The sequence below is a fragment of the Nocardioides sp. genome (assembly GCF_035503875.1).
GTDB lineage: Bacteria > Actinomycetota > Actinomycetes > Propionibacteriales > Nocardioidaceae > Nocardioides.
Map to the genome: position 1 here is coordinate 1 of NZ_DATJTA010000019.1, position 21977 is coordinate 21977.

General features: G+C 71.1%; 19 protein-coding genes. 18 read left to right on the forward strand and 1 reads right to left on the reverse strand.

Annotation, left to right across the window (positions count from 1 at the left end; translation table 11 throughout):
* Positions 1-299 precede the first annotated feature (299 nt).
* Positions 300-1529, reverse strand: a complete 1230-nt coding sequence (locus VMF51_RS04790; RefSeq protein WP_325473262.1) for a DUF349 domain-containing protein — start codon at positions 1527-1529, stop codon at positions 300-302.
* Positions 1530-1672: 143 nt separating this feature from the next.
* On the opposite strand from VMF51_RS04790, the gene VMF51_RS04795 reads away from it, so the two are divergent.
* The 18 genes from VMF51_RS04795 to aroC all read left to right on the forward strand — a co-directional run bounded on the left by VMF51_RS04795 (position 1673) and on the right by aroC (position 21949).
* The gene (locus VMF51_RS04795; protein WP_325473263.1) at positions 1673-2383 is read left to right on the forward strand and encodes an MBL fold metallo-hydrolase; all 711 of its coding nucleotides are present in this window, start codon (positions 1673-1675) and stop codon (positions 2381-2383) included.
* A gap of 1 nt (position 2384) precedes the next feature.
* Positions 2385-3758, forward strand: a complete 1374-nt coding sequence (hisS, locus tag VMF51_RS04800) for a histidine--tRNA ligase (RefSeq protein WP_325473264.1) — start codon at positions 2385-2387, stop codon at positions 3756-3758.
* On the forward strand, positions 3755-5527 hold the full coding sequence (aspS, locus tag VMF51_RS04805) for an aspartate--tRNA ligase (protein ID WP_325473265.1): 1773 nt from the start codon (positions 3755-3757) through the stop codon (positions 5525-5527). The genes hisS and aspS overlap by 4 nt, the downstream gene beginning before the upstream one ends.
* Before the next feature lie 150 nt (positions 5528-5677).
* Positions 5678-6703 (forward strand): ABC transporter permease, encoded by a 1026-nt coding sequence (locus VMF51_RS04810; RefSeq protein ID WP_325473266.1) that lies wholly within the window; start codon positions 5678-5680, stop codon positions 6701-6703.
* Between the two features lie 76 nt (positions 6704-6779).
* On the forward strand, positions 6780-8528 hold the full coding sequence (locus VMF51_RS04815; protein WP_325473267.1) for an ABC transporter substrate-binding protein: 1749 nt from the start codon (positions 6780-6782) through the stop codon (positions 8526-8528).
* Between the two features lie 106 nt (positions 8529-8634).
* On the forward strand, positions 8635-9642 hold the full coding sequence (locus VMF51_RS04820; protein WP_325473268.1) for an ABC transporter permease: 1008 nt from the start codon (positions 8635-8637) through the stop codon (positions 9640-9642).
* 47 nt (positions 9643-9689) lie between these two features.
* Positions 9690-10748 (forward strand): ABC transporter ATP-binding protein, encoded by a 1059-nt coding sequence (locus VMF51_RS04825; RefSeq protein WP_325473269.1) that lies wholly within the window; start codon positions 9690-9692, stop codon positions 10746-10748.
* Between the two features lie 44 nt (positions 10749-10792).
* Entirely contained in the window at positions 10793-11983 is a 1191-nt protein-coding gene (locus VMF51_RS04830; protein ID WP_325473321.1) for a dipeptide ABC transporter ATP-binding protein, read from the forward strand.
* Between the two features lie 377 nt (positions 11984-12360).
* Positions 12361-13722, forward strand: coding sequence for a replication-associated recombination protein A (locus tag VMF51_RS04835; protein WP_325473270.1), 1362 nt, complete (start codon positions 12361-12363; stop codon positions 13720-13722).
* Positions 13723-13802: 80 nt separating this feature from the next.
* Positions 13803-14060, forward strand: coding sequence for a hypothetical protein (locus tag VMF51_RS04840; RefSeq protein WP_325473271.1), 258 nt, complete (start codon positions 13803-13805; stop codon positions 14058-14060).
* Positions 14061-14085: 25 nt separating this feature from the next.
* The gene (locus tag VMF51_RS04845) at positions 14086-14565 is read left to right on the forward strand and encodes a hypothetical protein (RefSeq protein ID WP_325473272.1); all 480 of its coding nucleotides are present in this window, start codon (positions 14086-14088) and stop codon (positions 14563-14565) included.
* Positions 14562-14852, forward strand: a complete 291-nt coding sequence (locus VMF51_RS04850) for a DUF6167 family protein (protein WP_325473273.1) — start codon at positions 14562-14564, stop codon at positions 14850-14852. The genes VMF51_RS04845 and VMF51_RS04850 overlap by 4 nt, the downstream gene beginning before the upstream one ends.
* Entirely contained in the window at positions 14852-17527 is a 2676-nt protein-coding gene (gene alaS, locus VMF51_RS04855) for an alanine--tRNA ligase (RefSeq protein WP_325473274.1), read from the forward strand. Before VMF51_RS04850 ends, alaS begins: the two co-directional genes overlap by 1 nt.
* A 5-nt stretch (positions 17528-17532) precedes the next feature.
* A complete protein-coding gene (gene ruvX, locus VMF51_RS04860; protein WP_325473275.1) occupies positions 17533-17991 on the forward strand; it encodes a Holliday junction resolvase RuvX in 459 nt (152 codons plus the stop codon).
* The gene (mltG, locus tag VMF51_RS04865) at positions 17988-19199 is read left to right on the forward strand and encodes an endolytic transglycosylase MltG (protein WP_325473276.1); all 1212 of its coding nucleotides are present in this window, start codon (positions 17988-17990) and stop codon (positions 19197-19199) included. The genes ruvX and mltG overlap by 4 nt, the downstream gene beginning before the upstream one ends.
* A 5-nt stretch (positions 19200-19204) precedes the next feature.
* Entirely contained in the window at positions 19205-20017 is an 813-nt protein-coding gene (locus tag VMF51_RS04870; RefSeq protein ID WP_325473277.1) for a shikimate dehydrogenase, read from the forward strand.
* On the forward strand, positions 20014-20730 hold the full coding sequence (locus VMF51_RS04875) for an A24 family peptidase (RefSeq protein ID WP_325473278.1): 717 nt from the start codon (positions 20014-20016) through the stop codon (positions 20728-20730). Before VMF51_RS04870 ends, VMF51_RS04875 begins: the two co-directional genes overlap by 4 nt.
* A gap of 40 nt (positions 20731-20770) precedes the next feature.
* Entirely contained in the window at positions 20771-21949 is a 1179-nt protein-coding gene (gene aroC, locus VMF51_RS04880; protein WP_325473279.1) for a chorismate synthase, read from the forward strand.
* Positions 21950-21977 lie beyond the last annotated feature (28 nt).

Consider the following 21977-nt stretch of genomic DNA (forward strand, 5'->3'; position numbering starts at 1 on the left):
GGATGCTCGAACGAGTCGCGATCGAAATGAACAACCGACCCCGCAAAACCCTCGGCTGGAAGAACCCAGCCGAAGCCCTCGACGAACTACTCTCCCAACACGACATCAACCCCGGTGTTGCACCGACCGGTTGAATCCGCCTGGCGCGCCTCACACCTCAACCAGCGTGGGTGAAGCGGACGCTGGTTGAGGTGCGAAGGACGGAGTCCTGAGCCTCGAAACCCGGTGAGTGGAGAGTCGGCCCTGGTCGGGCTCGGCGTTGGCGCGCCTGGCGCCTCGACCAGCGTCGAGGCGGCGTCTCAGCCCGAGAAGTCCGCCGAGGCGCGCTTGGCCATCTCGAGGAAGGACCGGCGGGACTCGAGGTTCTCCTCGAGCTCGCGGACCTTCTTGTCGTTCCCGGCGGCGCGGGCCTTCTCGAGATCGGCCTCGACCTTGGCGATGGCCTGCTCGAGTTTGGTGACCATGTCGTCGGCGCGGGCGGACTTCTCGGGGTCCGACTTGCGCCAGGCCTCCTCCTCGACCTCGCGGATGGCCTGCTCGACCTTGCGGATGCGGCCCTCGAGCTCCTTCATCCGGTCGCGCGGGACCTTGCCGGCGGCGTCCCAACGGTCGGCGAGGTCGCGGAAGGCGCGCTTGGCGGCCTCGACGTCCTGGACGGGCAGCAGAGCCTCGGCCTCGACGAGGAGCGCCTCCTTGACCTCGGCGTTCGCGGCGAACTCCTGGTCGAGAGCGGCGTTGGCGGCGTCGCGCGCGCCGAAGAAGGCGTCCTGGGCACCGCGGAACCGCTTCCACAGGGCGTCGTCGACGTCCTTCGGAGCGGGGCCGGCGGCCTTCCACTGCTTCATCAGATCGCGGTAGCGGCCCGCGGTGGGACCCCACTCCGTGGAGTCCGCGAGGCCCTCGGCCTCGGTGGCGAGACGCTCCTTGACCGCCCGGGCACCCTCGCGCTGCTCGTTGAGCTCGGCGAAGTGCGCCTTGCGGTGCCGCGTGTACGCCGTACGCGCGGTCGAGAACCGCCGCCACAGGGCGTCGTCCGAGGCGCGGTCGATGCGGGGGAGCGCCTTCCACTGGTCGAGCAGGTCGCGCAGCTTGTTGGCGCCGTGGCGCCAGTCGGTGCCCTCGGCGATCTTCTCGGCCTGGGCGACCAGGTCCTCCTTGGCGGCCTTGGCCTCCGCGGAGCGCTGGGCGCGCTCCTCGCGGCGGGCGTCGCGCTGCCGGGCGATGATCGGGCCGAGCGCGTCGAGCCGGCCGGCGAGCGAGACCAGGTCACCGACGGCGTTCGCGTCGACGACCTGGGCCTTCACCGTCTTCACGGACTCGGCCGCCTCCTCGGGGGAGAGCACGCCCGAGTTGATGCGCTGCTCGAGCAGCTCCACCTCGAACGCGAGCGCGGCGTACCGCTCGGTGAAGAAGGCGAGGGCCTCGTCGGGAGTCCCCTCGGGGTACTGGCCGACCGGGCGCTCACCGTCGGCGGTTCGGACGTAGACGGTGCCGTCGTCGTCGACGCGGCCCCACTCATGGCTCGTCACTTGCTGATCCCTCTTCGCATTCGGGTCGCACGGGGCGGTAGGTGCAGGCGCCCACTCTAGTCACGGCATCGCCCGGAGGAGAGCAGGAATGCCCGCCGGGAACCGATGCGACACCCCGACGCGCTGCTCGGTAGTGTGGCCGGGTGTTGATCGCCGGCTTCCCCGCGGGTCCCTGGGGCACCAACTGCTACGTCGTCGCCACCGGCGCCGGGAGCGAGTGCGTGGTCGTCGACCCCGGCAAGGACAGCGCCGAGGGCGTGGCGCAGGTCGTCGCCGAGCACCGGCTCAAGCCGGTCTCCGTGCTGGTCACCCACGGTCACGTCGACCACATGTGGTGCGTGGCCCCGGTGGCCGGGACGTACGACGCCACCGCGTGGATCCACCCCAGCGACCGGCACCTGCTCTCCGACCCGATGGCGGGCATGTCCCGGGAGACGACCCAGATGATGCTGGGCGGCGACTACCGGTGGGCCGAGCCCGACGACGTCCGTGAGCTGGGCGACGACCAGGTGCTCGAGCTGGCAGGCCTGCGGTTCGTGGTCGACCACACCCCGGGCCATACCGAGGGGTCGGTCACCTTCCGCACGCCGTACGCCCAGGCCGACGTCAGCGAGGTCATGTTCTCCGGCGACCTCCTGTTCGCGGGCTCGATCGGGCGCACGGACCTGCCGGGCGGTGACCACGCCACGATGCTGCGCAGCCTCACCACCAAGGTGCTGCCCCTCGCCGACGACATCGTGGTGCTCCCCGGCCACGGCGAGCAGACGTCCATCGGTCGCGAGCGCGCGACCAACCCCTACCTGCTCGACCTCCTCGACCGAGGCGACGCAGGTCGAGTGACCCGAGGTCTCTGAGTTGAGCAAGCCCACCCCGCTGAGCGGGTTCCCCGAGCTGCTGCCCGAACAGCGGTTCGTCGAGCAGCAGGTCGTCGACACGCTGCGCCGTACCTTCGAGCTGCACGGCTTCGCGGGCATCGAGACCCGCGCGGTGGAGCCGCTCGACCAGCTGCTGCGCAAGGGGGACACCTCCAAGGAGGTCTACCTCCTGCGTCGCCTGCACGAGGAGTCGGCCGAGGGACACGCCGGCCTCGGGCTGCACTTCGACCTCACGGTGCCGTTCGCCCGCTACGTGCTGGAGAACGCCGGCAAGCTGGAGTTCCCCTTCCGCCGCTACCAGATCCAGAAGGTCTGGCGGGGCGAGCGTCCCCAGGAGGGCCGCTACCGCGAGTTCACCCAGGCCGACATCGACATCGTCGGTCGTGACGTGCTGCCGTTCCACCACGACGTCGAGGTCACCCGGGTCATGGTCGACGCGCTGTCGCGCCTGACCTTCCTGCCGGGCTTCCGGCTGCAGGTCAACAACCGCAAGCTGATCCAGGGCTTCTACGCCGGCCTCGGCATCGCGAGCGGCGACGCCACGGACGAGGTGATGCGCGTCGTCGACAAGCTCGACAAGCTCCCGGTCGATCGGGTCCGGTCGATGCTGGTCGAGGAGGCGGGCGTCGACGAGAAGACCGCCGACCGCGTGCTGTCGCTGGCCACCATCCGCGCCGCGGACGACTCCTTCGTCGAGGCCGTCCGCGCCCTCGGGGTCGAGCACGAGCTGCTCGACGAGGGTCTGGCCGAGCTCGCCGAGCTCGTCACGGCGTGCGCCGGCCTGGTGACCGACCGGGTGCGCGTCGAGGCCGACCTGTCGATCGCCCGCGGCCTGGACTACTACACCGGCACCGTGTTCGAGACCCGGCTCGACGGCTACGAGTCCCTGGGCTCCATCTGCTCCGGCGGCCGGTACGACGCCCTCGCCTCGGACGGGAGGACGACGTACCCGGGCGTGGGCATCTCGCTCGGCCTCAGCCGGGTCCTGGTGACGCTGGCGAGCCGCACCGGCCTGGCCGCCGACCGGAAGGTCCCGAGCGCCGTGCTGGTCGCGGTGACCGACGAGGCGTCCCGGTCCGACAGCGAGGCGGTCGCGACCGCGCTGCGCGAGCGCGGCATCCCCTGCGAGGTCTCGGCGAACGCCCAGAAGTTCGGCAAGCAGATCCGGTACGCCGAGCGCCGGGGCATCCCGTTCGTCTGGTTCGCCCAGGAGGATGGCACCCACCAGGCCAAGGACATCCGATCAGGAGAGCAGGTGGCCGCGGACCCGGCCGCCTGGAGCCCGCCCGAGGAGGACCTGCGCCCGCGGGTCCTCCGGAGCTCCACCACCGACGTACAGGAGAAGAAGCAGTGATCCGCACCCACGACGCCGGCACCCTGCGTGCCGAGCACGTCGGCCAGACCGTCACCCTCGCCGGCTGGGTGGCCAACCGGCGTGACCACGGCGGCGTGGCCTTCATCGACCTGCGCGAGGCCAGCGGCATCGTGCAGGTCGTCATCCGCGACGAGGAGGTCGCCCACCACCTGCGCGCGGAGTACTGCCTCCAGGTCACCGGCGAGGTGACCGCGCGCAAGGAGGGCAACGAGAACCCCAACCTCGCGACCGGCGCGATCGAGGTCGTGGCCACGGACGTCGAGGTGCTCAGCGCCGCCGCGCCCCTGCCGTTCCCGATCAGCGACCACGTGGACGTGGGGGAGGAGGCGCGACTGCGGCACCGCTACCTCGACCTGCGCCGCTCCGGCCCCAACGAGGCGATCCGGCTGCGCAGCAAGGTCAACAAGGCGGCGCGCGACGTCCTCGACCGCCACGACTTCGTCGAGATCGAGACGCCGACGCTGACCCGCAGCACGCCCGAGGGCGCGCGTGACTTCCTGGTGCCCGCCCGGCTGCAGCCGGGCAGCTGGTACGCCCTCCCGCAGAGCCCCCAGCTGTTCAAGCAGCTGCTGATGGTGGCCGGCATGGAGCGCTACTTCCAGATCGCCCGCTGCTACCGCGACGAGGACTTCCGCGCCGACCGGCAGCCGGAGTTCACCCAGCTCGACATCGAGATGAGCTTCGTCGAGCAGGACGACGTCATCGCGGTCGCCGAGGAGATCCTCACCGCCCTGTGGAAGCTCGTCGGGTACGACGTCCCCACGCCGCTGCCGCGGATGACGTACGCCGAGTCGATGGCCCGCTACGGCTCCGACAAGCCCGACCTGCGGATGGGTCAGGAGCTCGTCGACTGCACGGCGTACTTCCAGGACACGCCGTTCCGGGTCTTCCAGGCGCCGTACGTCGGCGCCGTGGTCATGCCCGGGGGAGCGGGCCAGCCGCGCAAGCAGCTCGACGCGTGGCAGGAGTGGGCCAAGCAGCGCGGCGCCCGCGGCCTGGCGTACGTCCTCGTCCAGGAGGACGGCGAGCTGACCGGCCCGGTGGCCAAGAACATCACCGACGAGGAGAAGGCCGGCCTGGCCGCCCACGTCGGCGCGAAGCCCGGCGACTGCGTCTTCTTCGGCGCCGGCCTGCCCAAGCCCAGCCGGGCGCTGCTGGGCGCCGCGCGCCTGGAGATCGGCCGTCGCTGCGGCCTGATCGACGAGGACGCCTGGAGCTTCCTGTGGGTCGTCGACGCGCCGCTCTTCGAGCCCGCCGACGACGCGACCGCCGCGGGCGACGTGGCGGTCGGCAGCGGCGCCTGGACGGCCGTGCACCACGCGTTCACCAGCCCCCAGGACCTCGACGCCTTCGACTCCGACCCCGGCAACGCGATCGCCTGGGCCTACGACATCGTCTGCAACGGCAACGAGATCGGAGGCGGGTCGATCCGTATCCACAACGAGGACGTGCAGAAGCGCGTCTTCGACGTGATGGGCATCGGCGCGGACGAGGCGGAGGAGAAGTTCGGCTTCCTCCTGGAGGCCTTCAAGTTCGGCGCGCCCCCGCACGGCGGCATCGCCTTCGGGTGGGACCGGATCGTCGCGCTGCTCGCCGGCACGGACTCGATCAGGGACGTCATCGCGTTCCCGAAGTCCGGTGGGGGCTTCGACCCGCTGACGGCCGCTCCTGCGCCCATCACGCCCCAGCAGCGCAAGGAGGCCGGGGTCGACGCCGTACCGGCGAAGGAAGTCCCGGCAGAGAACTGATCGACCGGACGGGTCGCCCCAGCCCGTCGAGACCAGATCGTTACTCGCGGGTGATCGCCCGGTCTGGTCCTGGTCACATAGAGTCGCGGGCGGCGCGCTCCCGGGGCGCGCCGCCGAAGCGATTCGGCACCACCACCTGATGGGGAGAGCATGTCGCTGCCGCCGGTTTCCGCTGAGACGCTCGGACACCTGAGCGACGAGGCCCCCGAGGTGGAGCAGGACTCGTCCGGCAAGGGTCCGGTCAAGAGCCAGTCCCCGCTCCGGATCGCACTCGGCCGCCTGCGGCGCGACAAGCTGGCGATGGTCTGCCTGGCCATCGTGCTCGTCTTCGTGCTGATCGCGATCTTCGCCGACCTGATCGCCAAGGCCTTCGGCGTCGAGACCGGCCCGGGCAACCCGGCCAAGCAGCTGGACTACCTCAACGGCGGGATGCCGTTCAAGGGTCCGCCGGACGGCCCCTTCGACCCCGAGCACCCGTTCGGCGTCGCGCCGAAGACCGCCGAGGACAACCTCGCGGTGTGGCTCTACGGCTGCCGCACCTCGCTGATGATCGCCTCGATCTCCACGATCGTCGCGGGTCTGCTCGGCATCGTGCTCGGCCTGCTGGCCGGCTTCGTCGGCGGCACGGTCGACAAGATCATCTCGTTCTTCACCGACGCGTTCCTGACGCTCCCGTACGTCCTGATCGGCCTGATCATCGCCCCGATCCTCAACGAGCGGTTCGCCCTCGAGCCGGATCGCTACGCCACCATGCAGGTCGTCTCGCTGGTCTTCATCCTGGCCGGCTTCGGCTGGATGTCGATGGCGCGCCTGGTGCGCGGTGAGGTGCTCTCGCTGCGCGAGCGCGAGTTCGTGCAGTCCGCCGAGGTGATCGGGATGCCCACGCACCGGATCATGTTCCGCGAGCTGCTGCCCAACCTGGTGGCCCCGATCGTCGTGGCGCTCTCGCTGATGCTGCCCGCGTTCATCGCCGCCGAGGCCGCGCTGGCGTTCCTCGGCGTCGGCATCACCCAGGGGGAGTCGTGGGGCCAGACGATCGGCCAGGCCACGGCGTACTTCGAGCTCTACCCCCAGTTCCTGTGGCAGCCGCTGCTCGGCATCGTGATCCTCGTCGTGAGCCTCAACCTGCTCGGCGACGCGATCCGCGACGCGGTGGACCCGAAGACCCGACGCTGAGGTCCCGGTCCCCATTCCCTAGATGTGGTCGCGAGCTTCGGGTTCGTGGCACGGATGAAGAGGAAGGCTAGACACGATGAAGCGAAGCAAGTCGCTTGCAGCGGTCGCCTGCGTTGCTCTCGTCTCGACGCTCGCCGCCTGCGGCGGCGACGACGACGGCGGGAACAACGAGTCGAGCGACCGCAATTTCCAGGAGGCCGGCTCCGGCTTCGGGAAGGTCCCGGACGCCACGGGTCCGGCCCCCGAGGTCGAGGGCGCCGCGACCGGAGGGGACATCACCGTCCTCATCCCGAGCGACATCGGCCCCCAGGATCTCGATCCGGCCAACGGCTGGTCCGTGCTGGGCAACTCGATCCAGCAGGCCCTGACCAACCGCTCCCTGACGCAGTACCGCCGCAACGCGGACGGTGACATGGAGCTGGTCCCCGACCTCGCCACCGACCTCGGCCGCCCGAACGACGACTTCACCGAGTGGACCTTCACGCTGCGCGACGACGTGAAGTGGGAGACCGGCGATCCGGTCACCGCGGAGGAGCTCAAGTACGGCATCGAGCGCACCTTCGACTCCGAGACCTTCACCGGCGGCCCCGGCCAGGTCTACTCGGTCGAGAACATCGACTGCGGTGAGGGCTACGCCGGCCCGACCAAGTCGGGCGACTGCCCCGGCATCACGGTCGACGGCCAGGACATCACCATCAAGATGACCCAGCCGTTCCCGGACATGGACTTCTGGGGCGCGTTCATGGCGATGGGCCCGATCCCGCTCGAGAACTCCGAGTTCCCGGCGTACGGCCGCAAGCCGCTCTCGACCGGTCCCTACATGATCGAGGAGTTCCGCCCCAGCGAGTCGCTGACCCTGGTCAAGAACCCCAACTGGGACCCGGCCACCGACCCGGCGCGTCACCAGTACGCCGACTCCTGGACCTTCAAGTTCGACCAGGACCAGGAGAAGGTCGACCAGATCCTCATGAGCGACAGCGCTGAGGGCCAGACCACGGTCTCCAACGGTCTCGGCGCCACCAACGTGACGAAGCTCGAGCAGGCCCTGGGCGACAACTTCATCCAGCAGACCGGTCAGTGCGTCAGCTACAAGAACCCGGACTACACCCAGATCACGGACATGGACGTCCGCAAGGCGATCGCCTACTCCTACGACTTCGACAACATCGTGCTGGCCGGCGGTCAGGTCCCGGGCGTCACCCGGATCCCCGCGAGCACGATCATGCCTCCCGGCATGTCGGGCCGGAAGGAGTACTTCCCGGACGGTGAGCAGTTCACCTTCCAGCCGGAGAAGGCCAAGGAGCTGCTGGCGAAGGCCGGCGCCGAGGGCTACAAGCTGACGATGATCTACGACGACTCCGACGCCGAGCTCAAGGCCGCGGCCGAGCAGGAGAAGAAGGGCTACGAGGCGGGTGGCTTCACCGTCGAGATGATCCCCTTCCAGGAGGACTACTACGACCTCTACGACGACGCGGACAGCCCGATCAACAAGAAGCTGAACCTGCGCAACTCCAACTGGTGCTCCGACTGGCCGTCGGCCTCCACCATGATCCCGCCGCTGGTCGTGACCGGTCAGCGCTACAACACGTCGTACTTCTCCGAGCAGGAGATCGACGACCGGATCAAGGAGATCCCGACGCTGCCGCAGGACGAGCAGCCGGCCGCCTGGGGCGACCTGGACGAGCAGATCGGCACGGAGTTCTTCCCGCTGATCCCGGTGTCCTACCGCAACGACCTGTACGGCGCGGGCTCGAAGATCGGCGGCTTCACCGGTGACGCCGCGATGAGCGCGATCAACTACAAGGATCTCTTCGTCACCCAGTGACGTCGATGACCCTGCTGTGAACCAGCAGGGGATGGGGGTCGGGTCCGCCCGGCCCCCATCCTCCTGCCCAATCCCGAATTCCTCGCCGTGAGAGGTGCTGGGCTCGATGCTCGCCTACATCATCAAGAGACTGCTCGCCGGAGTGGTCGTCATCATCCTCGTCTCGATGGCGATCTTCGCGCTGTTCTGGTACGGCCCGTCCAGCCCCGCGCGACCGATCTGCCTCCAGGAGACCTCGCAGCGCTGCACGCCTGAGCGCCTCGCGCAGTACGAGGAGCAGATGGGCTACAACAACGGCATCGTCAAGGAGTACGGCAAGTACGTCTCCGGCATCTTCACCGGGCGCGAGATGGAGATCGGCAGCACCACGATCGAGTGCGACGCTCCGTGCCTGGGCTTCTCGCACCGCTCCCGCGGACTCATCTGGGACGAGATGATCCAGCGGCTGCCGGCCACGATCTCGCTGGCCCTCGGCGGCGCGGCGCTCTACCTCATCATCGGCATCCCGGTCGGGGTGGCGGCCGCGCGCAGACGCGGCACCCTCGGCGACAAGACCCTGGTCACCACCTTCCTGTTCATCAGCTCGGTGCCCTACTACCTGCTCGCCCTGCTGGCCTGGCTCTACTTCACCCTGATCTGGGACGTCCCGATCCTCGGCTCGAGCGGCTACACGCCGCTGCTGGAGAATCCGTGGGCCTGGTTCACGGGCCTGCTCCTGCCCTGGCTGTGCCTCGGGTTCTGGGGCAGCACGCAGTACACCCGCTACACGCGCGGCGCGATGGTCGAGACGCTCGGTGAGGACTACATCCGCACCGCGAAGGCCAAGGGCCTGACGCCCAACAAGGTGGTCTACCGGCACGGCCTGCGCAGCGCGCTGGTCCCCGTCGTCACCATCTTCGGTATCGACCTCGGCCTGCTGCTGGCCGGCACGCTGTTCACCGAGCGGATCTTCGAGATCCAGGGCATCGGCCTGTGGGGTCTGCGCGGGGTCTACGCACTGGACCTGCCCGTGGTCTCGGCCACGGCCTTGTTCACGGCGATCATCATGGTGTCCTGCAATCTTGTCGTGGACATCGTCTACAGCGCGCTCGACCCGAGAGTCCGCCTCTCATGACCGCCAGTCCTCTCTCCAGCACCTCCGTCGAAAGGTCAGGCACCACCGTGTCCGACAGCGACCCGTACCTCGTCGTCGAGGATCTCTCCGTCGAGTTCCCCACGCCCGACGGCCCGCTCCGGGCGGTCAACGGCGTCAGCTACTCCGTGTCGCTCGGCAAGACCCTCGGCATCGTCGGCGAGTCCGGCTCCGGCAAGTCGGTCTCGAGCATGGCCGTCCTCGGCCTGCACGACCCGCAGCGCTCGAAGGTCGCCGGCTCGATCCGGGTCGGCGGTCAGGAGATCGTCGGACTCGCCGAGCCCGCCATGCGCAAGCTGCGCGGCAACACCGTCTCGATGATCTTCCAGGACGCGCTGGCCGCCCTGCACCCGTTCTACCGGGTCGGCGTCCAGCTGGCCGAGGCGTACATGGTCCACCACCCCGACGCCTCCAAGCGCGACGCCCGGCGCCGGGCGATCGAGATGCTCGACCGGGTCGGCATCCCGCAGCCCGACAGCCGCGTCGACGACTACCCGCACCAGTTCTCCGGCGGCATGCGGCAGCGCGCGATGATCGCGATGGGCCTGATCAACGACCCGTCGCTGCTCATCGCCGACGAGCCCACCACCGCGCTCGACGTGACGGTCCAGGCGCAGATCCTGGACCTGCTGCAGGACCTGCAGCGCGAGTTCAACTCGGCCATCGTCATCATCACCCACGACCTCGGCGTGATCGCCGAGATGGCCGACGACGTGCTGGTCATGTACGCCGGCCGCGCCGTCGAGTACGGCACCACGAAGCAGCTGCTGACCCGTCCCGCGATGCCCTACACCTGGGGCCTGCTCTCCAGCGTCCCGGACGTCCAGGCCGACACCGACGCCCGCCTGATCCCGATCCCGGGCAACCCGCCGAGCCTGCTGGACCCGCCCACGGGATGCTCGTTCAACCCCCGGTGCGCGCATCGGGACAAGGTGCCGGGCGACCTGTGCCGCACGACCCTTCCCGAGCTGCTCCCGGTCGTCCCGGGCGCCGCCCACCTCAAGCGCTGCCACCTGGCCGACCCCGAGGCCGTCTACCTCGGCGAGGTCCTGCCCGAGATCGCTCCCGACCTGGTCGAGGAGGCCTGATGACTGACGAGACGACGACCCCCGACGAGGACCTCTTCCAGGAGATGGCCGAGTCGGGGCACACGGCCGCGAAGCTCGACCCGCAGGCGAAGCCCGTCCTCACGGTCGAGGACCTGCGGATGTACTTCCCGGTGCGGTCGGCCGGCCTCGTGCGCCGTACGGTCGGGCACGTCCAGGCGGTCGACGGCATCTCCTTCCAGGTGCCGGAGGGCGGCTCCCTCGGCCTGGTGGGGGAGTCCGGGTGCGGCAAGTCCACGACCGGTCGCCTCATCACGCGGCTGTACAAGCCCACGTCGGGCTCGATGCAGTTCGGCGACCAGGACCTGGCGACGCTGAGCAAGCGCGAGCTGAAGCCGGTACGCCGCGACGTGCAGATGATCTTCCAGGACCCCTACACGTCGCTGAACCCGCGGCACACCGTCGGGTCCATCATCGGCGCGCCGCTGTCGGTGCACGACGTGGTCCCGAAGGACCAGATCGTGCCGCGGGTCAAGGAGCTGCTCGAGGTCGTCGGACTCAACCCGGAGCACTACAACCGCTACCCGAACGAGTTCTCCGGCGGCCAGCGCCAGCGCATCGGCATCGCGCGCGCCCTGACCCTGAACCCGCGCCTGCTCGTCGCCGACGAGCCGGTGTCCGCGCTCGACGTGTCGATCCAGGCGCAGGTGATCAACCTGCTCCAGGACCTGCAGCGTGAGTTCAACATCGCGTTCCTCTTCATCGCCCACGACCTGGCGGTGGTCCGGCACTTCTGCCCCGAGGTCGCGGTGATGTACCTCGGCAAGATCGTCGAGATCGCCGACCGGGAGACGCTGTACAGCCGCCCGCACCACCCCTACACCCAGGCCCTGCTCTCGGCCGTGCCCGACGTGAAGCAGGCAGCCGTCGGCGGTCGTCGGGAGCGGATCCGGCTGGAGGGCGACGTACCGAGCCCGATCAACCCGCCGTCCGGCTGCCGGTTCCGGACCCGGTGCCACCTCGCGCAGGAGATCTGCGCGAAGGTCGAGCCGCCGCTGCTGCAGATCGGGCCGCGCCACAAGGTCGCCTGCCACTTCGCCGGCGAGCTGGGCCAGGCGCCCCAGAAGCCGGTCACCACCGGCCTGCTCGGCGTCGACGACCGCGGCAACCCGGACCCGTCCGCCTCCTCCGAGCCCGCCGACGTCGACCTGATGACCGGCTCGGGCTACGAGGACCGTTGGTTCGACGTGCAGAGCCGCACCGTCGTACGCCCCTGACCTCCGCCGGTCGAGGCGGTCGTGCGGCAAGACGGGTTTCGAGGCTCAGGACTTCGTCCTTCGCACCTCAACCAGCGGTTGACGCTGGTTGAGGTGCGAGGAGCGCCAGCGACGAGCCTCGAAACCCCGCGAGCCGAGAAGCAGCGTGGGGTCGGTGATCGAGGCGGTCGTGGGGCACGACGGGTTTCGAGGCTCAGGACTTCGTCCTTCGCACCTCAACCAGCGTCGCGCGCAGGACTTCGTCTTTCACAACTCAACCGGCGTCGGTGACGGCTGACGCTGGTTGAGGTGCGAGGAGCGCTAGCGACGAGCCTCGAAACCCCGTGAGCCGAGAAGCAGCGTCAGGACCGGGGGAGCACCCCCGTAAGGTCTGATTCGTGGACGGACTCTTCGACGTGCCCCGGTCCGGGGGCGGCGGCTCGCTGGCGGCGAACACGCACGCCTCGGCGCCGCTCGCGGTGCGGATGCGGCCGCGCACGCTCGACGAGCTGGTGGGCCAGGAGCAGCTGCGCGCGCCGGGCGCGCCGCTGCGCCAGCTGATCGAGAACGACCAGTCGATGTCCCTGTTGCTGTGGGGACCGCCGGGGACCGGCAAGACGACGATCGCCTCGATCGTCAGCCAGCAGACCGACCGCCGCTTCGTCGAGGTCTCGGCGGTCTCGGCTGGCGTGAAGGAGGTCCGGGCGGCGATCGACTCCGCGCGGGCGGAGCTGGTCGCGACCGGTCGGGAGACCGTGCTGTTCGTCGACGAGGTGCACCGGTTCTCCAAGGCCCAGCAGGACGCCCTGCTCCCCGGGGTCGAGAACCGCTGGGTGACGCTGGTGGCCGCGACGACGGAGAACCCCTTCTTCTCGGTGATCTCGCCGCTGCTCTCGCGCAGCCTGCTGCTGCGCCTGGAGTCGCTGACCGACGACGACGTACGCGCCGTGGTGGCGCAGGCGCTGGTCGACGAGCGCGGCCTCGACGGACGGTTCACGGTCGACGACGACGCGCTCGACCACCTCGTGCGCCTCGCCGGCGGGGACGCGCGCCGCTCGCTCACCTATCTCGAGGCGGCCACGGGCGCCGCGGTCTCGACAAGCTCGACCAGCGGAGAAGGCCCGATCGTCGTCGACCTGGCCACCGCTGAGCTCGCGGTCGACCAGGCGGCGGTCCGCTACGACCGGCAGGGCGACCAGCACTACGACGTGACCAGCGCCTTCATCAAGTCGGTGCGCGGCTCCGACGCGGACGCGGCCCTGCACTACCTGGCCCGGATGATGGAGGCGGGGGAGGACCCGCGCTTCATCGCCCGCCGGCTGATGATCCTGGCCAGCGAGGACATCGGCCTGGCCGATCCCACGGCGATCCAGACCGCCGTCGCCGCGGCCCAAGTGGTCCAGCTGATCGGCATGCCCGAGGCGCAGCTGACCCTCGCGCACGCCACCATCGCGCTGGCCGTGGCTCCGAAGTCCAACGCGGTGACGACCGCCATCGGCGCGGCCATGGCGGACGTGAAGGCCGGCAAGATCGGCCCGGTGCCGAGCCACCTGCGCGACGCCCACTACGGCGGCGCGAAGAAGCTCGGCCACGGCAAGGGCTACCAGTACAGCCACGACGCGCCGTACGGCATCGCCGAGCAGCAGTACGCGCCGGACGTCGTCGCGGACGCGGCGTACTACCAGCCGACCGCGCTCGGCGCCGAGGGTGCGGTCAAGGAGCGCTGGGAGCGGGTACGCCGGCTGATCCGTGGCCGCTAGCCACCGGTTGCCTGAGGATCGTGCGGTCGGTCTCGGCGCCGAGGATCGACGCGTTGCTGCGCACGCTGAGGATCGAACAGTTGCTCAGCCGGCTGAGGATCGAGCAGTTGCTGCGCTCCGAGAGCATCGACCCGGACGAGAGCACCGACGCGATCGACCCGACCGAGAGCACCGAGCCCAGCGAGCCGACCGAGAGCACCGAACCCACGCTGCCGATGGACAGCACCGACCCCTCGGAGCAGATCGAGAGGAAGGAGTTCTTCGAGCGCCAGGAGAGCATCGGCCGGTCCTTCCGGGTCGGGGTGCGGTGTCGCGCGACCAGGCTAGAGGGCCGGTAGCCCCGAGGCGATAGGCTCGACTGTCATGACGGACTGGATCGCGCCCGCCGCCGCGGTGCTCCTTGCGCTGGTGGCGCTCGGGCTCGCCGTGGCGCTGCTGCGCGTCCGCTCCCGGGCCGAGCAGGCGGTGGCCACGGTCCGGGCCGAGTCCGCCGAGCTGCGCGAGCGTCTCGACCGGCTGGAGCGGGACACCGCCACGCCGGTACCGAGCGAGCGCGAGTACGTCATCACGAAGCTCGGCGAGGAGGAGCCGGTCGAGCGGCAGCCCGCGCCGATGGTCGAGGGCCGGCTCTTCGCCGACCTCGTGGTCCGCGAGAGCGTGGTGCACGCCGCCTCCCTCGCCCACGGCGTACGACGCGCCCTGGCGCCGGCGACCCGCAACCGGATCCGCTTCGAGATGCGCCAGGAGCTGAAGCGGGCCCGCAAGCAGCGCAAGGCCGACCTACGTGAGGCCAAGCGCCTGTGGGCCGACCACCAGCGCGCCCAGGAGGGCAGCGCAGCATGAACCGCGGCCTCTGGTTCGTCGCCGGGGCCGGGGCCGGGGTCTACGCGATGATCCGCGGACGCCGTGCCGCCGAGTCCCTCACCGCCGAGGGGCTCCAGGACCGCTGGAGCGCCCTGACCCACGGTGCCCGGCTGCTGCGCGACGAGGTCGCCCAGGGCAAGGCCGAGGCCGAGGTCGACCTGCGTGCGCGGCTCGGGCTCGTCCCCGCCACCACCCCGGAGCTCGAGGCTCCGTCCACTCCCACGATCAACGAGATCAGCAGCACCGAGCAGGAAGGCACCCACTGATGGACACCGCGGAGATCCGACGGAGGTTCGTCGCTCACTTCGAGCGCGCCGGCCACACCCCCGTACCGTCCGCGTCGCTGCTCCTCGACGACCCGAACCTGCTGTTCGTCAACGCGGGCATGGTGCCGTTCAAGCCGTACTTCCTCGGCCAGGAGACCCCGCCGTACACCCGGGCGACCAGCGTGCAGAAGTGCGTGCGGACGCCCGACATCGAGGACGTCGGCAAGACCACCCGGCACGGCACGTTCTTCGAGATGTGCGGCAACTTCTCCTTCGGCGACTACTTCAAGGAGGGCGCCATCGAGCTCGCCTGGGAGCTGGTCACCAGGTCCCAGGCCGACGGCGGCTTCGGCCTGGACGAGTCGGTCCTCTACCCGTCCGTGCTGGACGGGGACGACGAGGCCGTCACGCTGTGGAAGAAGGTCACCGGTCTGCCCGACGACCGGATCGTGCGGCTGCCTCCCAAGGAGAACTACTGGTCCATGGGCGTGCCCGGGCCGGGTGGTCCGTGCTCGGAGCTGCTGATCGACCGTGGGCCGGCGTACGGCGCCGACGGTGACTGGGACGCGGGTGACCGCTACCTGGAGTTCTGGAACCTCGTCTTCATGCAGGACGAGCTGTCCGCCGTGCGCAGCAAGTCCGACTTCGACATCGCCGGCGAGTTGCCGAAGAAGAACATCGACACCGGCATGGGCCTGGAGCGGGTCGCGTACCTGCTCCAGGGCAAGGACAACATGTACGAGACCGACGTGATGTTCCCGGTCATCGAGAAGGCCATGGCCCTCACCGGCAAGAAGTACGGCGCGAACCACGAGGACGACGTCCGCTTCCGCGTCGTCGCCGACCACGTGCGCAGCTCGATGATGCTGATCGGCGACGGCGTCATGCCCGGCAACGAGGCCCGCGGGTACGTCCTGCGCCGGCTGCTGCGCCGCGCGGTGCGCTCCATGCGCCTGCTCGGGTACGGCGACCCCGCGCTGCCCGAGCTGATGCCGGTCTCGCGCGACAAGATGGCCGAGACGTACACCGACCTGCGCACCGACTGGGAGCGGATCGCCCGGGTGGCGTACGCCGAGGAGGAGACGTTCCGCAAGACCCTCCAGGCGGGCACCCAGATCTTCGACCTGGCCGCGACCGAGGTGAAGAAGGCGGGCTCGACCCGGCTGACGGGGGACAAGGCGTTCGCCCTGCACGACACCTACGGCTTCCCGATCGACCTGACCCTGGAGATGGCTTCCGAGGCCGGGCTGAGCGTCGACGAGGAGGGCTTCCGCGCCCTGATGGCCGAGCAGCGCCAGCGGGCCAAGGACGACGCGCGGGCCAAGAAGGGCCAGCACGCCGACACCGGCGTCTACCGCGCGGTGCTCGACGAGCACGGCCCGACCGACTGGCTCGCCTACGAGACCCTGCAGACCGAGTCCCGCACCCTGGCGCTGCTCCAGCAGGGCGCGCCGGTCGGCACCCTGGGTGCCGGTGAGGTCGGCGAGCTGGTCCTCGACCGCACACCGTTCTACGCCGAGTCCGGCGGCCAGGCCGCGGACGCGGGCGTCATCGAGTTCGACGGCGGCCGGCTGGAGGTGCTCGACGTCCAGCGGCCGGTCCGTGGGCTCGTGGTCCACCAGGTCCGCGTGGTCGACGGCGAGTTCACCCCGGGTGGCACGCTGCACGCCCAGGTCGACCCGGAGTGGCGCACGGGCGCCCGGCAGGCGCACTCCGGCACCCACGTCGTGCACGCCGCGCTCCGCGAGGTGCTCGGCCCCACGGCGCTGCAGTCCGGCTCCTACAACCGGCCCGGCTACCTGCGTCTCGACTTCGGCTGGACCCAGGGCCTGACCCCGGGCCAGCTGCACGACATCGAGGACGTCTCGAACAACGCCCTGCGCGCCGACCTGCCGGTCGGCTGGCAGTACATGACGCTGCCCGAGGCCAAGGACTGGGGCGCGATCGCGCTCTTCGGGGAGACGTACGACGACTCGAAGGTGCGGGTCGTGGAGATCGGCGGCCCGTGGTCGCGCGAGCTGTGCGGCGGCACCCACGTCGACCACTCCTCCCAGATCGGCACGATCGTGGTGACGGGGGAGTCCTCGGTCGGCTCCGGCAACCGGCGCCTCGAGGCGTTCACCGGCGTCGAGGGCTTCCGCTACCTCGCCCGCGAGCGTGACGTCGTCGGCCAGCTCACCGGTCTGCTGAAGACGCAGCCCGACGACCTCGTCGGGCGGGTGTCCGACCTGGTCGAGCGGCTGCGCGCCGCCGAGAAGGAGATCGAGAAGGCCCGGCTGTCGCAGCTGCTCGCCGGTGGTGCGCAGCTGGCGGCCGGGGCGAGCGTCGTCGGCGGGGTCCACGTCGTGGCGCACCGCGTCGACGGCGCGGGCGGCGGTGACGTCCGCACGCTCGCGATGGACGTCCGCTCCAAGCTGCCCGCGGGCGCGCCGGGCGTCGTCGTGGTCATCGGTGCCGCCGACGGCAAGGTGTCCGTCGTTGCAGCGACGACCGAGTCGGCGCGCGACCTGGGTCTCTCCGCCAACGACCTGGTCCGCGCGGTCGGTCCGTTCGTCGGTGGCAAGGGCGGCGGCAAGGCCGACGTCGCGCAGGGCGGTGGCACCGACGCGTCGCGGCTCGACGAGGCGCTGGCGGCCGTGCACGCGGAGGTCGCGCGAGCGACCGGGCAGGCCTGATCGGGTTGCGGACCGGCGTACGGATCGGCATCGACCCGGGCGACGCTCGGATCGGCGTGGCGCGCAGCGACCCCTCGGGCTTCCTCGCCACCCCCGTCGAGACCGTACGCCGCGGCCGCGGCGACCTCGGCCGGGTCGCGGCGATCGTGACCGAGCACGAGGCGGTCGAGGTCGTCCTGGGGCTGCCCCGGTCGCTGTCCGGCCGCGAGGGACCCGCCGCCGTCAAGACCCGCGAGTTCGCCTCCCGGCTCGCCCGGTCGGTGGCACCGGTGCCGGTGCGGCTGGTCGACGAGCGGCTCACCACCGTGTCCGCGGAGGCTATGCTGCGCGATCGTGGCCGGAAGGGGTCCGACCGGCGTTCCGTGGTCGACCAGGCCGCGGCGGTGCTGATCCTTCAGCACGCACTGGACACCGAGCGCGCGACCGGGACCGCGCCGGGTGAGATCGTCGAGGAGACGCGATGAGCGACGAGTACGAGCCCGGAACCACCGACGACTCGGGGATCCTGCCCCGGGTGGTCGAGGAGGAGCGTCCCGCCCGCCCGGTCCCGACCAACGGCGGGGCCCGGCGGGCGAAGAAGAAGAGGGGCCGCGGCCTCTCGGGGTGCCTGGCCGTGCTGGTCGCGTTCGCCGTGATCGCCGGTCTGCTCTACGTCGGCGTGACCGCCGGCCTCGACAAGCTCAACGAGACCTTCGCCGACCCCGAGGACTACCCCGGTCCGGGCCGCGGCAGCGTCACCTTCCAGGTGGCCGAGGGCGAGAACGGCTCGGCGATCTGCCGCAACCTCGAGGCCGAGGGCGTCGTCGCCTCGGTCGACGCCTGCATCGGTGCCGTCAACGGCAACCCGCAGGCCGGTGGCATCCAGGTGGGCTACTACGAGCTGCAGAAGGAGATGGCCTCCGCGGACGCCGTCGCGCAGCTGGTGGACCCCGCCAACCTCGTCACCAGCACGGTCACCATCCGCGAGGGCCTGCGCCTCACCGAGGTGGTCAAGGCCCTCGCCGAGGGCACCGACTTCCCGGAGCGCGCCTTCAACCGGGCGCTGGAGAACCCCGAGGAGCTCGGGCTGCCGGAGTACGCCGACGGCAACGCGGAGGGCTACCTGTTCCCGGCGACGTACGCCTTCGGGCCGGAGGACCAGCCCGTCGACATGCTGCGCAAGATGGTCGACCGGTGGTCGCAGGCGGCCGAGAGCGCCGACCTCGAGGCGTCGGCCGAGCGGCTCGGCTACACCCCGCACGAGCTGATGACGATCGCCAGCCTGATCGAGGCGGAGGGCCGCGGCGACGACATGCCGAAGATCTCGCGGGTCATCTACAACCGGATCGAGAACCCGGGCACGGCCGGCACGATCGGCAAGCTGCAGATCGACGCGACGGTCAACTACGCCGCCGGCAACACGCTGGGCGCCGTCCCGACCACCGCGGACCTGGAGATCGACTCGCCGTACAACACCTACCAGGTCGTCGGCCTGCCCCCGGGGCCGATCGAGGCGCCCGGCGACGCGGCGATCGCGGCGGCGGCCCACCCGGCCGACGGCGACTGGTACTACTACGTCACGGTCAACCTGGCGACGGGCGAGACGAAGTTCGCCGAGACGCCCGAGCAGTTCCAGACCTACAAGAACGAGCTGCGGGCGTACTGCGCGAACGAGTCGGAAGGTGCCTGCTGAGCGCGATGAGGTGCGCCGTCCTGGGCGACCCGATCGCCCACTCGCTCTCGCCCGCCCTGCACCGCGCCGGATACGCCGCCGTCGGCCTCGCCGACTGGTCGTACGACGCGGTGCGGGTGCCGGCGGGCGGGTTCGGTGCGTTCGTGGAGTCGCTGGACCAGCAGTGGCGCGGGCTGTCCGTCACCGCTCCGCTGAAGCGTGAGGTGCTCGGGGCCGCCACCGAGGTCACCGAGCGCGCGCGGCTCGTGGGTGCGGCCAACACCCTGGTGATCGGCCCGGAGGGACGGCTCGCCGACAACACCGACCTCCCGGGCGCCGTCGCCGCGGTCCGCGAGCGGTACGACGGCCCGGTCACCGCGGCGACGGTGCTCGGCGCCGGTGCCACGGCGGCCTCGTCCGGTCTCGCACTCGTCGAGCTGGGGGCCCGCAGCGTCACCCTGCTGGCTCGCTCGCCCGAGCGCGCGGCCGAGTCGGTGGCCGTGATCGCGGCCCACCCGAGCGGCCCGCGGGTCGAGGTCGGCTCGCTGGCCGCCGACCCGGTGGTCGGCGAGGTCGTGGTCTCGACGGTCCCGGCGGCCGCCCAGACCGACGACCTGGTCGCCCGGTGCGGCGACGCGGCCGTCCTCTTCGAGGCGCTCTACGACCCGTGGCCGACGCCGTTGGCGGCCGCGGCCGACGGTCGTCCGCTGGTCGGGGGACTGGACCTCCTGGTCCACCAGGCGGCGCTCCAGTTCACGATGTTCACGGACGTCGCGGCGCCGCTGGAGCAGATGCGCGCGGCGGGCGAGCGCGCGCTGGCGGAGCGGTCGGCGGGATGAGTCCCGCGGCCGCGGCCGTCGTCGCGACCCTCCTCGGTCTCCTGCTCGGCGCCCTGGTGCCCTCCGTCATCGCGCGGATCCCCGAGCCGGTCGAGGATCGGGATCCCGAGGACGGGGAGAAGGTCCCGTACGCCGAGGTCGCCGCGCGGCCCGGTCTGGCCGTGCGGACCGCGCTCCTGGGCGGCGTCGCCGGTGGGCTGCTCGGGTACGCCGTCGGCGGGGACCCGGCGCTGGTCGGGCTGCTGTTCCTGGTGCCGGTGTGCCTCGCGCTGGCCGTCGTCGACCTGCGCACCCGCCTGCTGCCGCGGGTGGTCGTCCTGCCCGCGACGGGCGTGCTCGTGCTGCTGGCGGTCGTCGAGGCGCTGGTGACCGGGGACCACGAGGACCTGCTGCGGGCGGCGATCGGACTGGTGGTGGCCCGGTCCTTCTACTGGCTGCTGTGGTTCCTGCACTCGGCCGGGATGGGCTTCGGCGACGTCCGGCTCGCCGCGCTGCTCGGCTTCGCGCTCGCGTACCTGGGCTGGGCGGAGTTCGCGATCGGCATGTACGCCGGCTTCATCGTCTTCGCGCTGCCCGGCCTGCTGCTGGCGATCGTGCGGCGCGACCGGTCGCTGCTGCGGACGGCGTACCCCTTCGGGCCGGCGATGATCGGCGGCGCGCTGCTCGGGGTGCTCGTCGGGCCGGCCCTGCTCTCCGGTCTCGCGCTGGCCTGACCGGCGTCGGTCGCCGGCGCGGTCGTGAAAGACTGGGGCCATGCTGCGTTGGCTCACCGCGGGCGAGTCCCACGGCCCGTCCCTGGTCGCGATCCTCGAGGGGCTCCCGGCCCACGTCCGGGTGACGAGCGAGGACGTCCAGGAGTCCCTGTCCCGGCGACGCCTCGGCTACGGCCGCGGCGCCCGGATGAAGTTCGAGCAGGACGAGGTCACGATCACCGGCGGCGTGCGCCACGGCGTCACGCAGGGCGGCCCGGTCGCCATCCAGGTGGGGAACACCGAGTGGCCGAAGTGGGAGACGGTCATGTCGGCCGACCCCGTCGACCCGTCGCTGCTGAAGACCACGGGCCGCAACGCGGCCCTCACCCGCCCGCGCCCGGGCCACGCCGACCTCGCGGGCATGCAGAAGTACGACTTCGAGGAGGCCCGCCCGATCCTCGAGCGCGCCTCGGCCCGCGAGACGGCCGCCCGGGTCGCGCTCGGCCGGGTGGCGAGCAACTTCCTCGAGCAGGCGCTCGGTGCCCGCATCGTCTCCCACGTGATCGAGCTCGGCGGCGTCCGCGCCCCGGCCGGCGTGCTGCCCGAGGCCGACGACGTCGCGCGCCTCGACGCCGACCCGGTGCGCTGCCTCGACGCCGACGCCAGCAAGCAGATGGTCGAGCGGATCGACCAGGCCCACGACGACGGCGACACCCTCGGCGGCGTCGTCGAGGTCGTCGTGCACGGACTCCCGCCGGGGCTCGGGTCCCACGTGCACTGGGACCGGCGCCTCGACTCGCGCCTGGCCGGCGCCCTGATGGGCATCCAGGCGATCAAGGGCGTCGAGGTCGGCGACGGCTTCGAGCTCGCGGCCACCCCGGGCTCGCTCGCCCACGACGAGATCGTCCCCACGCCCGACGGGATCCGCCGCGTCAGCGGCCGCTCCGGCGGCATCGAGGGCGGGATGACCACCGGCGAGGTCATGCGCGTGCGCGCCGCGATGAAGCCGATCGCCACCGTGCCGCGGGCGCTGCGCACCGTGGACGTCGCGACCGGTGAGGAGGCGGTGGCCCACCACCAGCGCTCCGACGTCTGCGCCGTTCCCGCCGCCGGCATCGTCGCCGAGGCGATGGTCGCGCTGGTGCTCGCCGACGCCGTCACCGAGAAGTTCGGCGGCGACTCCGTGGGCGAGACCCGACGCAACGCCGAGTCCTACCTCGACAACCTCCGCTTCAGGTGAGCCCGGCCACGAGTCCGCGGGTCGTCCT